The 16,720-nt window shown below is 68.7% G+C and carries 11 protein-coding genes; 7 read left to right on the top strand and 4 right to left on the bottom strand.

The window, feature by feature from the left end; translation table 11 throughout:
* Positions 1-3 precede the first annotated feature (3 nt).
* Positions 4-1,710: a DNA repair protein RecN gene (gene recN / locus VB716_RS00500; RefSeq protein WP_323269441.1), complete on the bottom strand. Its 1,707-nt coding sequence runs from the start codon at positions 1,708-1,710 to the stop codon at positions 4-6.
* 98 nt (positions 1,711-1,808) lie between these two features.
* Between recN and VB716_RS00495 the strand changes: the two genes are divergently transcribed.
* From VB716_RS00495 to purF, 7 genes are all read left to right on the top strand, one after another.
* Complete coding sequence (locus tag VB716_RS00495) at positions 1,809-3,911, top strand: ABC1 kinase family protein (RefSeq protein WP_231605471.1); 2,103 nt, start codon at positions 1,809-1,811, stop codon at positions 3,909-3,911.
* A gap of 97 nt (positions 3,912-4,008) precedes the next feature.
* Positions 4,009-4,608 carry an alpha/beta hydrolase gene (locus tag VB716_RS00490; protein ID WP_231598119.1) on the top strand — a complete coding sequence of 200 codons (600 nt, stop codon included), beginning with the start codon at positions 4,009-4,011 and terminating at the stop codon, positions 4,606-4,608.
* 123 nt (positions 4,609-4,731) lie between these two features.
* Positions 4,732-5,790 (top strand): threonine synthase, encoded by a 1,059-nt coding sequence (gene thrC / locus VB716_RS00485; RefSeq protein WP_197158982.1) that lies wholly within the window; start codon positions 4,732-4,734, stop codon positions 5,788-5,790.
* 496 nt (positions 5,791-6,286) lie between these two features.
* On the top strand, positions 6,287-7,432 hold the full coding sequence (dnaN, locus tag VB716_RS00480; protein ID WP_323269440.1) for a DNA polymerase III subunit beta: 1,146 nt from the start codon (positions 6,287-6,289) through the stop codon (positions 7,430-7,432).
* A 5-nt stretch (positions 7,433-7,437) separates the two neighbouring features.
* Complete coding sequence (locus VB716_RS00475) at positions 7,438-8,247, top strand: RNA methyltransferase (RefSeq protein ID WP_323269439.1); 810 nt, start codon at positions 7,438-7,440, stop codon at positions 8,245-8,247.
* A 77-nt stretch (positions 8,248-8,324) separates the two neighbouring features.
* Positions 8,325-10,754 (top strand): phosphoribosylformylglycinamidine synthase subunit PurL, encoded by a 2,430-nt coding sequence (gene purL, locus VB716_RS00470; RefSeq protein ID WP_323269438.1) that lies wholly within the window; start codon positions 8,325-8,327, stop codon positions 10,752-10,754.
* A 66-nt stretch (positions 10,755-10,820) separates the two neighbouring features.
* Positions 10,821-12,299 carry an amidophosphoribosyltransferase gene (purF, locus tag VB716_RS00465; protein ID WP_322757936.1) on the top strand — a complete coding sequence of 493 codons (1,479 nt, stop codon included), beginning with the start codon at positions 10,821-10,823 and terminating at the stop codon, positions 12,297-12,299.
* Between the two features lie 56 nt (positions 12,300-12,355).
* On the opposite strand, the gene VB716_RS00460 is transcribed toward purF, so the two are convergent.
* The 3 genes from VB716_RS00460 to queG all read right to left on the bottom strand — a co-directional run.
* On the bottom strand, positions 12,356-14,818 hold the full coding sequence (locus tag VB716_RS00460) for a DNA topoisomerase (ATP-hydrolyzing) (protein ID WP_323269436.1): 2,463 nt from the start codon (positions 14,816-14,818) through the stop codon (positions 12,356-12,358).
* Positions 14,819-14,886: 68 nt separating this feature from the next.
* Positions 14,887-15,822 (bottom strand): tetratricopeptide repeat protein, encoded by a 936-nt coding sequence (locus tag VB716_RS00455; RefSeq protein WP_323269434.1) that lies wholly within the window; start codon positions 15,820-15,822, stop codon positions 14,887-14,889.
* A 61-nt stretch (positions 15,823-15,883) separates the two neighbouring features.
* Positions 15,884-16,720 (bottom strand): tRNA epoxyqueuosine(34) reductase QueG (queG, locus tag VB716_RS00450; protein ID WP_323269433.1); only part of this gene is annotated, 837 nt, incomplete at its 5' end.

Here is a 16,720-nt window from a genome sequence, read left to right as displayed (position 1 = left end):
GTTCTAGCGATCCGGCCGCGGCGGCGCGGCGGCCCGATCCAGCAGGCTGGCGGCAAACAGGCGGGCGTCACCGGAATCACCGCCGGCCAGCTCGGCCAGCTCCGCCTGGCGGGCGCGAGTGTCCCGCAGGTGGGACACCTGGGTGTGGGTGACGCCGTCGACGACCTGCTTGCTGACGCGGTAGTGGTGATCCGCCGCCGCCGCCACCAGGGGCTGGTGGGTGACACAGAACACCTGCCGCTGCAGGGCCAGGCGCTGCAGCAACTCCGCCATCGCCCCACTCACCCGGCCACTGACCCCCGTATCGATCTCGTCAAACAGCAGGGTGACGTGGGCATCGGCCGCGGCCAGGCAGGTCTTGAGGGCGAGCAGGAAGCGGCTCATCTCCCCCCCCGAGGCCACCTCCGCCAGGGGCGCCAGGGGCTGACCCGGGTTGGCGGAAAACAGGAACTGCACCGCATCGGCGCCCTCCTCACCGGCCGTGGCGGCCTCCACCCGCACCTCAAAACGCACATTGGCCAGACCCATGGGCCGCAGGGCCTGCATCAGCTGCTGCTCCAGCTGCCGGGCCGCCGCCTGGCGCCGCTCGTGCAGGGCGGCATTGAGACCATCCCGCCGCTGACGCAGCTGCTGCTCCCGCTGCTCAAGGGCAGCCAGGGACGCCGCTGCGCCACCGGGAGCCAGCTGCTGGCGCAGCGCGTCCCGCAGGCTGATCAGGCCGGCGAGATCAGAGCCGTGGCGGCGCTCCAGCGCCTTGAGGGTGGCGAGGCGGTCCTGGAGCTGGGCCAGGCTGGCTGGATCACTCTCCAGCGAAGCGGCGTAGCGATCGAGATCGCGCATCAGATCCTGAAGCTGCACGAAACCCTCGGTGCAGCGCTGGCGCAGGGGGCTGACCGAACCATCCAGCCCCTCCATCACAGCGAGCTCCTGCTCGCAGGCAGCCAGGTGATCGAACACCGAAGGCGCCTGCTCGGCCCCCTCCACCAGGCGCCCCTGCAAGCTCATCACCCCCTCCTGCAGACGCACCCCGTGGGCGAGGCGGTCCTGCTCGCTCTGGAGGCGCTGCACCTCAAACGGGTCGTCGAGGTCCGCCGCCTCCAGATCCTCAAGCCGCTGCTCCTGAGCGATCCGCTCGCGCTCCAGCTGATCGCGATCGCGCTGCGCCGCCTCCAGCGCCTCGACCGCATCACGCCACTGGCCAAAAGCCTGACGCACCGGATCAAGCAGCAACTGGATCGGCTCACCCGCAAAGCGATCCAGCCAACGCCGCTGCAGACCGGGGCGGGCCAGCTGCTGCGTCTGTCCCTGCACAGTGAGATCCAGCAGCAGGGGCCGCAGCTCCTGCAACTGAGCGCGGCTGACCAGCACGCCATTGAGGCGATTGCGGCTGGTGAGGCGCTCCTCGCTGCGGCGCCACTCCCGGCTGAGCCAGAGCTCACCCTCCTGGCTCTCGATCTCCTGCTGGGCCAGCCAGACTTCCAGCGGTGGATCGAGGCTGAAGCTGGCCTCGATCACGGCCCGCTCCGCCCGAGGGCGCAGCAGCCGGGCACCGGCACTGCCCTGGGCACCGCCCAGCAGGGCATCGAGGGCATCGAGCAACAGCGACTTACCGGCCCCCGTCTCTCCCGTGAACACGGTGAACCCCGGCGCGAAACCGAGCTCCAGCTGTTCGATCAGGGCAATGTTCTCCAGGCGCAGCCCCGTGAGCACCCCGGCCTCCGGTATGGAACACGTGTTCGCCCCGACCGTAGCGGCCTTGCGATTGTTCTAGAAGAGGGTGTACGGGATTGCGCCACAGGCGCTGGGGCATGGTTCGAACCGCCGCTGACGCCGCTGCCGACGCCATGCGCGCCGCTGTCTTCGGAGAGGCTGGCGTGGAAGAGAGGGTCCTCGAAGAGGCTGCGCATCAGGACAGTGTTTTCAGAGATGCAGTCCACTCGGCAACTCCACGCTCATCAGCGCGTCCAGGAGGGGAGGCTGGAGGATCGACACCCTGGCCGGATCTGAGCACCACCGCTCGAGGCGGCTCGCCCGAGCTGGGCGATTTCATTGAAGCCGCCGGCCTGCTGGAGTACGACCCGGCAGCGATCACCAGGATCTATGCCGGACATCCCCAGCGGCTCCTGCGCCGACTGGCCCAGACCCTGATTCCGATCGGCCTCTATCTGCTCGGTGTGGGGACCGACTGGCTGCTGGGCATGCTGGCCAACCCTGAACGCTCCCGGGCCAGGGCCCGCGAATGCGCCAACCTGCTGGTGGATCTGGGGCCCGCGTTCATCAAGGCCGGACAGGCCCTCTCCACCCGGCCGGACATCGTTCCGCCGATGCTGCTGGAGGAACTGGCCCAACTGCAGGACCAGCTGCCGGGCTTCGATTCAGCCCTGGCGATGGCCTGCATCGAAGAGGATCTGGGCGCACCGGTCGAAGCGATCTACGCCAGCCTTGAACGGGAGCCGATCTCGGCTGCGTCCCTGGGACAGGTCCATCGCGGCGTTCTCCGTACCGGTGAGCGGGTGGCCGTGAAGGTGCAGCGTCCAGGACTGAGGGAGCAGATCACGCTGGATCTCTACATCGTGCGCAATATCGCCGCTTGGCTGAATCAGAACGTGCGGCTGATCCGCAGCGATCTGGTCGGGCTGATCGATGAGCTGGGCCGGCGGGTATTCGAGGAGATGGATTATTTCCATGAAGCCGCCAATGCAGACCGCTTTCGCGCGCTGCACGCCCACAACCGCCTGATCGCCGTTCCCTTGATCTACCACCAGGCCACCAGCCGCCGGGTGCTCACGATGCAGTGGATCGAAGGGGTGAAGCTCACCAACCTCGAGGCGGTCCAGGCCCTCGGCATCGATCCGGATGTGATGGTGAGCATCGGAGTCGACTGCAGCCTGCAGCAACTGCTGGAGCACGGTTTCTTCCACGCTGATCCCCACCCCGGCAACCTGCTGGCCCTGAGCGACGGGCGGCTGGCCTATCTCGATTTCGGCATGATGAGCGAGGTGAGCCGTGAGGCCCGTACGGGCTTGATTCAGGCGGTGGTCCATCTGGTGAATCGCAACTTCAGCGCCCTGTCCAAGGACTTCGTCAGCCTCGGCTTTCTGGCCGAGGATGTGAACCTGGAACCGATTGTTCCCGCCTTCGAGAGCGTCTTCGGCCAGGCGCTGGAGATGGGCGTGAGCCGGATGGATTTCAAAGCGGTGACCGATGATCTCTCCGGGGTGATGTATCGCTTCCCCTTCCAGGTTCCGCCCTACTACGCCCTGATCATCCGCTCGCTGGTGACCCTCGAGGGCATCGCCCTGAGCGTGGATCCTGATTTCAAGATCCTCGGTGCCGCCTATCCCTACTTCGCCCGCCGCCTGATGGAGGATCCCGATCCCAGCCTGCGGCAGAGCCTCAAGGAAATGCTCTTCGATGGCGAGATCTTCCGCTGGCAGCGCCTCGACAACCTCATCGCCAGCGCCTCCAAGGGGAGCCAGCTCGATCTGGACACCCTGCTCGACCAGGTGCTCGATTTCCTCTTTTCTCCCCAGGGGGGTCTGCTGCGTCAGCAGCTGGTCGACGCGGTGGTGGAGCGGATGGATGCGGTGGCCTGGCAGGCCACCCTGCGGCTCGGCCAACGGCTGCCGACCAGGCTGCAGCCACCCGGTCTGCGCCGCCGCGATCCCTGGGAAGCCAGCGAGCCCTTGCTGGATCTGGAACCGGTGCGGCAACTGGTGCTGATCCTGCGGGCCCTGCCCGGCTTCGAACCCCAGTTGCTGCTGAAGCGTCTGCCGCGTCTGGTGGGGGAACCCGATCTGCGCCGCATGGGGGCCCAGGTCGCCCGGGGGCTGGCCGAACGTGGCGTGGTGCGGCTGCTGCGGGATGTGTTGGTGGCGCCCCAGCGCAGCGCCGATCTGGCCAGTGCCTGAAGCGAGCGGGGGCGGTGAACCGGCCTGTCCCGCAGCCGCCACTCAGCTCCCACCCAAACACTGCTCCTACGATGAAGGCCATTCTTCGGAGAGTTCCGTGCAGAAGCGGTCCGGGCGGCAGCCCCGCCAGTGCCACCGTCTGGGGGCCGCCCTGCTGGGACTCGGGCTCTGGGCCAGCTCCCCTGCGGCCCTGGCCGGCGAGAATCTGGTGTTCGTGAGCGGGGCCTTCCGCCGCTCGATTCCAGTGGCGGATCTGGAGCACCTGGCCACCACCGGAGAGGCCCGCGGTCTGCTCGCGGACGTGCTCAAGTTCAGCAAGCAGAAGCCGGAAGAAGCCGCCAAACTGCTCAACCAATCGATGACCGTTCCGGTCGTGCTGGTCAGCCGCCTGCTCAACACCAGCATCGGCGAGGCGATCCTGGCGCGGGCCGCCCAGATCATCTACCCACTCAACGCTGAGACGGTGGGGGTGCAGGCGATGCGATCGGCGCTGGTGCTGGGTGCCGCTGAAGACTCCGGCAAGCTGTCGCCGATCGGCTTCCTCAAGGCCTACCCCACCAACGAGATCGAGGTCAGCATTCCTGCCTTGCTGGGGCTGATGAGCAAGGCGAGCTCCGTGACCGACCTGGTGCGCTTCTTCTCGGAATCTCCCCTTGATGGCCTCCGCGGTGATGTCGGTGCCAAGCCTGGCTCCTGAATCCGGGCCAGGGTCAGCCTGAGTCGCGCCGTAGATTCGCCTCCAGCCTCCAGACCCTGCCCCGTGCCCCTGCTCCGTTCCTTCCGGCGCCATGGCACCGGTCCCTTCGGCGCCCAGCCGGTGATGCAGGACTGGCCGGGCCTGATTGAGGCCTACCGCGCCTGGCTGCCGGTGAGCGATGCCACGCCGGTGGTGACCCTGCGGGAAGGAGCCACGCCGCTGATCCCGGCTGCGTCGATCGCCGAACGGATCGGCCGTGGCGTGCGGGTGTTCCTCAAATACGACGGTCTCAACCCCACCGGCTCCTTCAAGGACCGGGGTATGACCATGGCGATCAGCAAGGCCAAGGAAGCGGGTTCGGAAGCGGTGATCTGCGCCAGCACCGGCAACACCTCCGCCGCGGCCGCGGCCTATGCGCGCCGGGGTGGCATGCGGGCCTTCGTGCTGATCCCGGATGGCTACGTGGCCCAGGGGAAGCTGGCCCAGGCCCTGCTGTATGGCGCCGAAGTGCTGGCGGTGCAGGGCAACTTCGACCGGGCCCTGGCGATCGTGCGGGAGGTGGCTGACCGCTACCCCGTCACCCTGGTGAACTCGCTCAATCCCTTCCGCCTTCAGGGGCAGAAGACCGCCGCCTTCGAAGTGGTGGACGCCCTCGGCGAAGCGCCCGACTGGCTCTGCATTCCGGTCGGCAACGCCGGCAACATCAGCGCCTACTGGATGGGCTTCCGCGAGTACCGCCAGGCAGGCCGCAGCTGGAAGCTGCCGAGGATGATGGGCTTCCAGGCCGCCGGAGCCGCCCCGCTGGTGCTGGGCCACACGGTGGAGCAACCCGACACGATCGCCACCGCCATCCGCATCGGCAACCCGGTGAACAAGGAGAACGCCCTCAAGGCCCGGGCCGAGAGCAACGGTGACTTCATGGCCGTGACGGACACCGAGATCATTGAGGCCTACAAGCTGCTCGGGGCTGGAGAAGGCGTGTTCTGCGAACCGGCCAGCGCCGCTTCGGTGGCGGGGCTGCTCAAACGACGTGAGGAGGTACCGAGCGGCGCCACGGTGGTGTGCGTGCTCACCGGCAATGGCCTCAAGGACCCCACCACGGCCATTGAACACAACGACGCCAAGTTCCACGCCGGCATCGAACCCGACACGGCCACAGTGGCCAAGGTGATGGGCTTCTGAGCCTCACGGCCCTGGGATCAGCGCGACCGCGGCTCTGGTCATCAGCCCCCGATCGGGGGCTTTTTTGTTGCGAATCAGCGGGATCTCAGGACGCAGCCAACCCTGAAACCGCCTGCTGAAAACCCCGGGAAAAGGGATTCCCTGAGCTGGGGAAAATGAACGCGACCGGACACCCGGGACGGCCCTGGTTTTCCCCAGGGCCGGGATTTGGTGGAAAGCTGCGATTTCCAGGGTTTTCCTCCGGCGTTTTCCTCATGCCTGTGAGAGCAAAACAGTTGCAGCGCAAAGGGTTTAATGCTGTTTTCCCCCGATTCCCCAGGCTCTACGACTACGGGTTGGGATTGTTATTCAGAAAAAAATCAATCCTTTTGGCAGTCGGGTTGGGGAAAGTGGGGTGGAAAGCGGGAATCCGGCCAGCCGGTGCGTTGCGCTTGGCGCCGCCCTGTGGAACGGTGGTGAGGCCGATCTGCCGGACGCCAGGCCTCCAGAAACCCCCATGAAGCTGGTCTGTTCCCAGGCCGAACTCAGTGCCAGCCTTCAGTTGGTCAGCCGGGCCGTCTCCGCTCGGCCCACCCATCCGGTGCTGGCCAACGTGCTGCTCACCGCCGATGCCGGCACCGGTCGTCTCAGCCTCACCGGCTTCGACCTCAGCCTCGGCATCCAGACCAGCCTGCCGGCCTCCGTGGAGGCCAGCGGCGCCATCACCCTGCCGGCCAGGCTGTTCGGCGAGATCGTCTCCCGTCTCTCCTCCGACAGTCCGATCACGCTCCACTGCGACGACGGCACCGAGCAGGTGGAGCTCACCTCCCTCTCGGGCAGCTACCGCATGCGGGGCATGCCTGCCGATGACTTCCCCGATCTGCCCCTGGTGCAGGCCGGCACCCCGATCCGTCTCGATGCCGAGGCCCTGGTCAAGGGCTTGCGCGCCACCATCTTCGCCAGCAGCGCCGATGAGGCCAAGCAGGTGCTCACGGGCGTCCATCTCCGCCTCGAGAACGACTCACTCGAGTGCGCCGCCACCGATGGCCACCGGCTGGCCGTGCTCAAGCTGGATCAGGCCCTGCGCATCGATCCCGAGGTCGAGAGCGAATCCTTTGCCGTCACCGTGCCGGCCCGGTCCCTGCGGGAGCTGGAGCGGCTGCTGAGTGTGCGTCAGTCCGAGGATCCGCTCAACCTCTTCTGCGACCGCGGCCAGGTGGTGTTCCTCTCGGCGGATCAGGTGCTCACCAGCCGCACCCTCGATGGCACCTATCCCAACTACCGCCAGTTGATCCCCGACAGCTTCGGGCGCAGCATCGCCATGGATCGCCGGGCCTTCACGGCCGCCCTGGAGCGGGTGGCGGTGCTGGCCGATCAGCACAACAACGTGGTCAAGATCAGCACCGAGCCGGCCTCCGCTCAGGTGCACATCCGCGCCGACGCCCAGGACGTGGGCAGCGGTGCCGAGACCCTGGCGGCCCAGCTGGAAGGGGAGCCGATCGAGATCGCGTTCAATGTGCGCTATGTGCTCGAAGGGCTCAAGGTGATCAGCAGCGAGCGGGTGATCCTGCACTGCAACGGACCGACCACGCCGGCCGTGCTCTCGCCGGCCGATGAGGGCGCCTTCACCTACCTGGTGATGCCCGTTCAGATTCGCGGTTGAGTGGCGTGGCCCTTCCCGAGCAGCTGCTGCTCAGCGATCTGCTGCAACGCCGGGTCCGCTGCGACCAGGGCCTCGACCACGGCCCCGGTCTGATCGGCTGGATGCATCCGCCGGTCCACCGTTTGCTCGGTTGGGTCACCAGGCCCTCGGCCTTCGGCAACCAACGCCTGGTCTGGCGGCTGAATCAGCTGCGGGGGCTCGGGGAAGGTGAGGCCTATGTGCAGGGAGAGCCGGCCGAGACGGATCCGGCCACTTTGGAGCGGCTGCCGACCCTGTTCGATGCCGCCCTGCTGGGCCAGGAGGGCCAGCCCCTCGGCAGCGTGGTGGATGCGGCGGTGGAGCTGCGCAGTGGCCGGATCCGCCACTACCTGATTGCCCGCAGTGATCCACGGTTGCCGGGCAGCAGCCGCTGGCGCCTCACCCCCGAGCGGATCGTGGATCAACAGCCCGGCGTGGTGCGCACCGCCCTGGGCAGCCTGGACGAGCTGCCCCTGGCCCGCGCCAGCGTGCGGCAGGAGCTGCTGCGCCGCTCACGGCGCTGGAAGGAGCAGCTGGAGCAGGAGACCGGCCGCTGGCGCGACCAGATCGATCAGGTGGGGGACCGCTTCGAAGGTCGGCTGGAGGGTTGGCTGGAGGAGCCCCCCTGGGAGCCCCAGGGCCGCTGGCGGGAGGACCCCGAGGATCCCCTGGAGCCCAGGCCGGAGCGCGAGGCCTGGGATCAGTGGGAGAGCGACTCTGATCCCGATGAGGCACTGCCCCGCTCCCAGCCGCGCTCCCGCAGGGATCCCGGCGCCGATGCCGATCCCTGGGTCTGAAGACGGGATCCTTTCCCCGCCCAGCTGCGTTGGTCGGCCCCTCGGCCAGAGTGGAGCACCGTTGCCTGGCTGCCACCATGCCGTCCCCCGCGGCTTCCGCCTCCTTTTCGCTGCCCGAGGCGCTGCGCAAGGAAGGCCTGAGCCAGGCCGATTACGACGAGATCGTGCGGCGGCTTGGGCGGGAACCGAATCGGGCCGAACTGGGCATGTTCGGCGTGATGTGGTCGGAGCACTGCTGCTACCGCAATTCACGGCCACTGCTCAGCCAGTTCCCCACGACCGGCCCCCGCATCCTCGTGGGCCCCGGTGAGAACGCCGGCGTGGTCGACCTGGGCGAAGGGCAGCGGCTCGCCTTCAAGATCGAGAGCCACAACCACCCCTCGGCGGTGGAGCCGTTTCAGGGGGCGGCCACGGGGGTGGGCGGCATCCTGCGCGACATCTTCACCATGGGCGCCCGGCCGATCGCCCTGCTCAATGCCCTGCGCTTCGGGCCGCTCGAAGATGAGCGCAACGTGGGTCTGATGGAGGGCGTGGTGGCCGGCATCGCCCACTACGGCAACTGCGTCGGTGTGCCCACCGTGGGCGGTGAGGTGGCCTTCGACCCCAGCTACTCCGGTAACCCGCTGGTGAATGCCATGGCCCTGGGGCTGATGGAAACGGAGGAGATCGTCTGCTCCGGCGCCGAGGGCGTGGGCTATCCGGTGGTCTACGTGGGCAGCACCACCGGTCGTGATGGCATGGGCGGTGCCAGCTTCGCCAGTGCCGAGCTCACCGCGGCCTCCCTCGACGACCGCCCCGCCGTGCAGGTGGGGGATCCCTTCCTGGAGAAGGGTCTGATCGAGGCCTGCCTCGAGGCTTTCCAGAGCGGTGATGTGGTGGCCGCCCAGGACATGGGCGCCGCCGGCCTCACCTGCAGTTGCTCCGAGATGGCCGCCAAGGGGGGGCTGGGCATCGAGCTCGATCTCGACCGGGTGCCCGCCCGCGAGAGCGGCATGACCGCCTACGAGTTCCTGCTGAGTGAGTCCCAGGAGCGGATGCTGTTCGTGGTGAAGCCCGGGCGTCAGCAGGCGTTGATGGAGCGTTTCACCCGCTGGGGCCTGCAGGCGGCGGAGGTGGGCCGGGTGCTCCAGGAGAACGTGGTGCGGGTGCTGCAGCACGGGTCGGTGGCGGCGGAGGTGCCCGCCAGTGCCCTGGCCGACGACACCCCGATCAACCACCACACATTGCTCAGCGAGCCCCCCGCCGCCATCCAGGCCCATTGGCGCTGGAGCGAGGCCCAGCTGCCGCAGGCCACCCAGGCTGGCATCACGCCGGTGAACGGCCCCCTGGCCGGTCAGAGCCTGGGCTGGGCTGCGGTGCTGCTGCAGTTGCTCGACGACCCCACCATCGCCTCCAAGCGGTGGGTGTTCCGCCAGTACGACCATCAGGTGCAGGCCAACACCGTGGTGCTGCCCGGCGGAGCGGATGCGGCCGTGGTGCGGTTGCGGCCCCAGCGGGGAGAGGGGGCGATGCAGGCTGCCAGCCGCGGTGTGGCGGCGGTGGTGGACTGCCCCAACCGCTGGGTGGCCCTCGATCCGGAGCGCGGCGGCATGGCGGCCGTGGCCGAGGCGGCCCGCAACCTCAGCTGCGTCGGTGCCGAACCCCTGGCCGTGACCGACAACCTCAACTTCCCGTCGCCTGAGACCCCCACCGGCTACTGGCAGCTGGCCCTGGCCTGCCGCGGCCTCTCGGCGGCCTGCCGCGCCCTGGAGACCCCGGTGACCGGTGGCAACGTCTCCCTCTACAACGAGACCCGGCTTCCAGACGGCCAGATGCAGCCGATTCACCCCACCCCCGTGGTGGGCATGGTGGGGCTGGTGTCCGATCTCGCGCTGGTCCGCGGCCTGGCCTGGCGTCAGGCCGGCGATGCCATCTGGCTGCTGGGGGTGCCGCTGGACGCCACCGCCTCGGCTCCTACCACGGCTTCGGAGCCCGATGAGCGGGTCAGCCTGGCCGGCAGCAGCTACCTGGAGCGCATTCACGGGGCCGTCACCGGTCGGCCGCCGCTGATCGATCTGCAGCTGGAGAAGCGCGTCCAGGCCTTCCTGCGTCAGGCGATTGCGCAGGGCCTGGTGGCATCCGCCCACGACCTCAGCGACGGAGGGCTGGCCGTGGCCGTGGCCGAGGCCTGCATCGCCTCCGGTCTGGGGGCAGAGCTGCAGCTGCCGGCCGGCGACCTCCGGCCGGATCGTCTGCTGTTCGCCGAAGGCGGTGCCCGGGTGCTGGTGAGCATCGCGGCCGCCGATGCCGCCGCCTGGCAGCAGGCCCTCGATCAAGCCGCCGCCGCTGGTGCCGCCATTCCGGCCCAGTGCCTCGGTGCCGTGCAGGCCGCCTCCGGGGCCCCTGCTGCCCTGACCTTCAACCGCGGCGGCACGACCCTGCTGAACCTGGCCGTGGACGACCTTGGTGAGGCGTTTGAACAGGCGATCCCGCGGCGCCTGGGCCAGGCGCTGCCCCCCAGCATTTAGCCGGTCCGAGCCCTGATGTCGCGGCTGATGCACAATGATGCAGTCAAGCTTTAGGTGGGCAGGGTCTTGCAGCAACACCAGCCCGTTGCCCGTGATGAGCTGAGGCCCGACAAGCCTGAGGAGGCCTGTGGGGTATTCGCCGTGCTGTCCCCCGGTCAGCCGGTGGCCAACCTCACCTACTTCGGTCTCTACGCCCTGCAGCACCGCGGCCAGGAGTCGGCCGGTATCGCCGTGTTCGATGGCCCCAAGGTGCGGCTGCACAAGGACATGGGCCTGGTCAGCCAGGTGTTCGACCAGGACGTGCTCGAACGCATGCCCGGCGACCTGGCGATCGGCCACAACCGCTATTCCACCACCGGCAGCAGCAAGGTCTGCAATGCCCAGCCGGTGGTGCTGATGACCCGCCTCGGGCCCTTTGCGCTGGCCCACAACGGCAACCTGGTCAATGCGGCGGAGCTGCGCCTCTCGCTGGATCACCTCGCCGGTGAGTTCACCTCCACCACGGATTCGGAGCTGATCGCCTTCGCTGTGCAGCACGCCGTGAACGGGGGCCTGGGCTGGGATGAGGCCATCCGCGCGGCCGCCGGCCAGTGCCGCGGTGCCTTCAGTCTGGTGATCGGGACCCCCGAGGGCCTGTTTGCCCTGCGCGACGGCCACGGCATCCGTCCCCTCGTGTTCGGCCACATCGGTGAGCGGCAGGAGGCCCGCTGGGTGGCAAGCAGTGAAACCTGCGGGCTCGATATCATCGGCGCCACCTACATCGATGATGTGGGTGCCGGCGAAATCATTCACTTCCGTGTTGGTGAACCTGAACCTCTGCGCAGCCGCTGGTGTGAAGAGCCGGCCAAGTTGTGCGTGTTCGAGATGATCTACTTCGCACGCCCCGACAGCCGTTTCTTCGGCGAATCGCTCTACAGCTACCGCGTCCGCATCGGCGAAGCTCTGGCCCGTGAAACGCCTGTGGAGGCTGATCTGGTGATCGGCGTGCCCGATTCCGGCATTCCGGCCGCGATCGGCTACTCCCAGGTCAGTGGAATCGCCTTCGCCGACGGTCTGATCAAGAACCGCTACGTCGGTCGCACCTTCATCCAGCCCACACAGGCGATGCGGGAAGCGGGCATCCGCGTCAAGCTCAACCCCCTGCCGGATGTGCTCGCCGGCAAGCGGGTGGTGGTGATCGACGACTCGATCGTGCGGGGCACCACCAGCCGCAAGCTGGTGGCGGCCCTGCGGGAGGCCGGCGCCACCGAGGTGCACATGCGCATCAGCTCACCGCCGGTGACCCACCCCTGCTTCTACGGCATCGATACCGACACCCAGGATCAGTTGATCGCCGCCCGTCTGACCCTGGCTGAGATCAGCGCCCATCTCGGCGTCGATTCGCTGGCCTACCTCAGCAAGCAGGGCATGGTGGACGCGGCCCAGGCCAATTCCAGCCACTTCTGCACCGCCTGCTTCGACGGTGCCTATCCCATCGACCTGCCCGAGGAGGTGAGGGCCAGCAAGCTGATGCTTGAACCGGCCGGCCTGGCGATGGTCGGCTGAGGCGAGAATCTCGGCGCTGAGGCGCTGCCCTGTACGTCCTGAACGGCGGCTGCAGGTCAGCCGGTGATCAGTGGCACCAGGGCCTGAACCGTTTCCCGGTCGCGCAGGCCCAGCAGTTCGCCGTCGCCGCTGCTGTCCTGGCGCTCAAGCTCTGCGGTGGCAAGCCGCACGCTGCGGACCTCTGAGATCACAACGCTGACCAGGGGCGTCTCGGCACCGCAGAGATCCACCAGGGCATCACGGCGATCGCGGAAGCGGATGGCGATCTGGCCCAGATCACCCCGCTGACACGGCCGCAGATTCTCCACCGCCAGGCGCTTGAGCAGGCCCAGACGGCTGGCCAGCAGCACGTCTCCGCCGGTGGCCACGGCGGCGGCGCCCACCACTGCCTCGCCCGGCAGCAACCGCAGCAGTACCGGCCCCTGAGCGGTGCGTCCCATCAGCGGCAGGTTGGCTTCCTCCACCGCCAGACGCAGCAGGCGGCCGGTGCTGCTGGCCACCACCACATCCTGGCTGTCATGGCAGGGCACCACCCGCAGCAGGCTGACGCCCTCCTTGAGCTTGAGCACGGTGGCGGCCCGGCCGGAGAGTTCCTGAAAGTCTTCCAGGGGCAGCCGCTTGAAGCGGCCGTCGCTGCTGAGCAGACCGAGGCTGATGCCGCTGGCCTGGCCGGGCAGGGGGAGCACCTGCACCACCGTCTCACCCTCGAGGCTGTCCGGCAGAAAGCGTTCCAGCCCACCCTGTTGCTGTCCGGCAAATTCCCAGCGCAGCAGGGCCACCCGCCCGCTGGCGGTGAAGGCGAGCAGGTTGGGCTGGCCGGCGGTCGGCAGGATCAGCCGCGCCGGTGGTGGCTGTTCCGCCAGCGGGGCGGGTTCCTCGAGATGGAGGCGGCCCAGCAGTTGGGGGCCGACGATCTTCACGGCGCCATCGGCCAGGATCAGCAGCCGGCTGTCGCCGGCCAGGGCCTCGAAGGCCTGCTGGCGCTGCAGTTCGGCATTCGGACGCACGGCGGCGCTGCGCTGCGCCACCAGCTCATCGCCCCCCTCCACCAGCCGGGTGCGGCGCGGCGTGGCATAGCGCTTGCGCAGCCGCTTCAGTTCGGCCACCAGATGGTCGAGCAGGGCAGCCCGGTCGTCGAGCAGGTGGCGCAGGCGGCTGCGTTCGACCCGCAGCTCCTCCACCTCCTTGCGCAGGCTCTCCTGCTCCAGCCCCGTGAGTCGCCGCAGCGGCATCGCCAGCACCGCATCGGCCTGGCGCTCGTTCAGATCGAGCTGCACCTGCAGGCTGGCGCGGGCGGTGGCGGCATCCGGCGCCGCGGTGATCAGGGCAATCACCTGCTGGAGCGCCTCCAGGGCCCGGATCAGGCCTTCCACCACCTCCAACCGGTCCTCGCAGCGCCGCAGGGCGTGGTTGGTCCGGCGGATCAGGGTGAGTTCGCGGTACTCCAGGAATTCCTGCAGCATGCGCCGCAGGGTGAGCTGCACCGGCTGGCCGTTCACCAGGGCCAGCAGAATGGCGCCGAAATTGCTCTGCAGGGCCGTGCGGCGTTGCAGGTCGGCCAGCACCTTGGTGGCGTCGGCATCGCGGCGCAGCTCCACCACCACCCGCATGCCATCGCGATCGCTTTCATCGCGGATGTCGGCGATGCCGCCGATCTTGCCCTCATTCACCTGGTCGGCCAGCTTCTCGATCCAGCCGGCCTTGCTGAGCTGATACGGCAGCTCGGTGATCACGACGGCACTGCGGCGGTGGCGGCCCTTGCCGGGCTGCACCTCCTCGATGTGGGCAACCCCCCGCATCGGAATGCTGCCGCGGCCGCCCAGGTAGGTGTCGCGGATGCCGCTGCCGATCAGCACCTCGCCGCCGGTGGGGAAGTCGGGGCCGGGCACCAGTTCCAGCAGCTTCTCGTTGCTGAGGTCGGGCTTGCGCACCAGGGCGATCAGGGCATCCACCACCTCGCCGAGGTTGTGGGGCGGGATGCTGGTGGCCATCCCCACGGCGATGCCGGTACAGCCATTCAGCAGCAGGAAGGGCAGCTGGGCCGGCAGCACCGTCGGCTCCTGCTGGGAGCCGTCGAAGTTGGGGGCGAAATCGACCGTGTCGTTGCCGATCTCCTCCAGCATCGCCTCGTTGGCGATCGGGGCCAGCCGGGTTTCGGTGTACCGCATCGCCGCCGGCGGATCGTCATCGACGGAGCCGAAGTTGCCGTGGCCGTCCAGGAGCGGGTGGCGGCTGGCGAAGGTCTGCACCAGCCGCACCAGGGCGTCGTAGACCGCCTGATCACCGTGGGGATGGTATTTGCCGAGCACATCGCCCACCACGCGGGCGCACTTGCGGTAGGGCCGATCCGGGGTCAGCCCCAGCTCGTGCATCGCGTAGAGGATGCGGCGCTGCACCGGCTTGAGACCGTCGCGCACGTCCGGCAGAGCCCGCCCCACGATCACGCTCATCGCGTATTCGAGGTAGGAGCGCTGCATCTCCTGATGCAGGGCGATGGGCTGAACGCGCTCCTCGGCCATCCGGGTCTTCGGTCTGAGGGCGAAAAGTGGGGCTCAGCCTACAGATCCTGTGCGGGTTCTCCCCGAAGTCAAGGGGCGGACTCCTCCGGATCCGCACTGGATTCAGCATTGGCGTTGGCGCGGTCCACCACGCTCTTGAGCTCTGGATCCTCCAGAAGTCGGCGGGTGCTGGCCCTCAGCCTGACGCCCCAGAGCTGTTCTTTCTGAAAGCTGTCGAGCACGTAATTGGGCTCGTCATCCAGGGCCTGGGCGGCCAGCTTGCGGGCCTCCGTCTGCTGCTGCGGTGAACTGGCGTAGAGGCCGGCTGCCAGCGCCAGGCTGGGTTCGGCGGCTTCGGGGCGGATCTTCAGAACCCGCCTCCAGCGATCGATCGCCTCTTTGCCGCGGCCCTGCTCGTAGAGCACCAGACCCTGGTTATTGATCGCTTCCCAGAAGTCTTTGCGCAGGCCGGAGGCCCGCTCAAAGGCAGAGAGAGCTGCGCCGGAATCGCCCAGCAGCAGATGGGCGTTGCCCAGATCGAAGTAGGCGCCGGCATTGCGGCCATCCAGCTTGATCCCCTGTTGCAACAGACCCACCGCCTGTTGCGGTTCGCCGTTGCGCAGGGCCAGGGATCCCTGGGCGAACCAGATGCCGGGATTGCGCGGATCGAGTTCCTTGGCCCGGGCCAGGGCAGCGGCGGCCTCGTCGAGCTGGTTGCTGCGCAGCTGGGCTTCCGCCAGCAGCAGCCAACCGCGCGGATCCTGGGGCAGCAGCTGCACGGTGAGCGCCGCCAGTCGCGCGGCGTCCTCGGCCTGGCCAAGCCGCAGCAGCCGGCCGGCCGCCTGGGCAATTCCCAGACCAGCGCCCGCCAGTTCCGGGCTCTGGGGGACGAACACATAGGGCACCAGCGCCCGGGCCGGCGCCATCTGAGCGGCCCACAGGCCGATCCCCAGCGGCATGGCCAGGGCCCAGGTCCGCAGACTCCGCCTCGCCAGGCTCGCGGCCGGCGTGAACTCAGATGCCATCCCTTTGCTCCTGAACTGCCACCAGCGCCGGATCACAACTGCCCAACAGGGAGGCTCCACCCTAGGGACAGCCGCTCGCCCTGCCCGCCGCCGCCGCCCGCAGATTGCGGCGCCACATCCAGGGCTTGATGCGGCGCAGGGCCGAGGCCCGCAGGTGCTCGTCCCAGGTGGCGTCATCCCAGCCCAGGGCCGTCTCGGCCCGCAGGTTGAGCAGCCAGGGCCGCGGCTGCACCTCAGGGTCGGGGCTGCTCTCCAGCGGCTGCTGATTCCACGGACACACGTCCTGGCAGATGTCGCAGCCGGCCACCCAGGGGCCCATCGCCGCGGTGATGGGCTCCGGTAATTCCGAATCGCGATTTTCGATCGTGTGGAAGGCGAGGCAGCGGCGGGCATCCACCACAAAGGGTTCCGGCAGGGCGCCGGTGGGGCAGGCCTCGAGGCAGCGGCTGCAGGAGCCGCAGAGTGGTTCGGCGGGGTGGTCGGCCGGCAGGTCCAGGGTGGTGAGCAGATGGCCCAGCAGCAGCCAGGAGCCATGCTGGCGATGGATCAGGTTGCCGTTCTTGCCGATCCAGCCGAGGCCTGCCTCCTCGGCCCAGGCCTTGTCCAGCAGCGGCGCGCTGTCCACGCAGGCACGCCATCCGGTGCCCGGTGCTTCGGCCTCGAGCCACCGCCCCAGACGCCGCAGGCGGCCATCGATCACCCGGTGGTAGTCACGCCCCCAGCCGTAGCGGGCCACCGCCAGGCTGCCGGGTGCCCGTTCGGCCGCCACGTAGTAACTGAGGCCCACCGCCAGCAGGCTGCGCACCCCCGGCAGCAGGGCCTCCGCAGTGCGGCGGCGCGGATCGCTCATCCAGGCCATGGAGCCCTGGTGGCCGGCCACCAGCCAGCGCTGCAGAGC

Source organism: Synechococcus sp. CCY9201, assembly GCF_034931105.1.
Lineage (GTDB): Bacteria > Cyanobacteriota > Cyanobacteriia > PCC-6307 > Cyanobiaceae > CBW1002.
The sequence above is the reverse complement of the archived record's forward strand: the minus strand, read 5'-3'. Positions and strand labels throughout refer to the sequence as shown.

Coding starts and splice junctions, on each gene's coding strand:
- VB716_RS00455 (WP_323269434.1), bottom strand. CDS start 15,822: ATGGCATCTGAGTTCACGCCGGCCGCGAGCCTGGCGAGGCGGAGTCTG.
- purL (WP_323269438.1), top strand. CDS start 8,325: ATGCCGTCCCCCGCGGCTTCCGCCTCCTTTTCGCTGCCCGAGGCGCTG.
- thrC (WP_197158982.1), top strand. CDS start 4,732: ATGCAGGACTGGCCGGGCCTGATTGAGGCCTACCGCGCCTGGCTGCCG.
- dnaN (WP_323269440.1), top strand. CDS start 6,287: ATGAAGCTGGTCTGTTCCCAGGCCGAACTCAGTGCCAGCCTTCAGTTG.
- VB716_RS00460 (WP_323269436.1), bottom strand. CDS start 14,818: ATGGCCGAGGAGCGCGTTCAGCCCATCGCCCTGCATCAGGAGATGCAG.
- VB716_RS00495 (WP_231605471.1), top strand. CDS start 1,809: ATGGTTCGAACCGCCGCTGACGCCGCTGCCGACGCCATGCGCGCCGCT.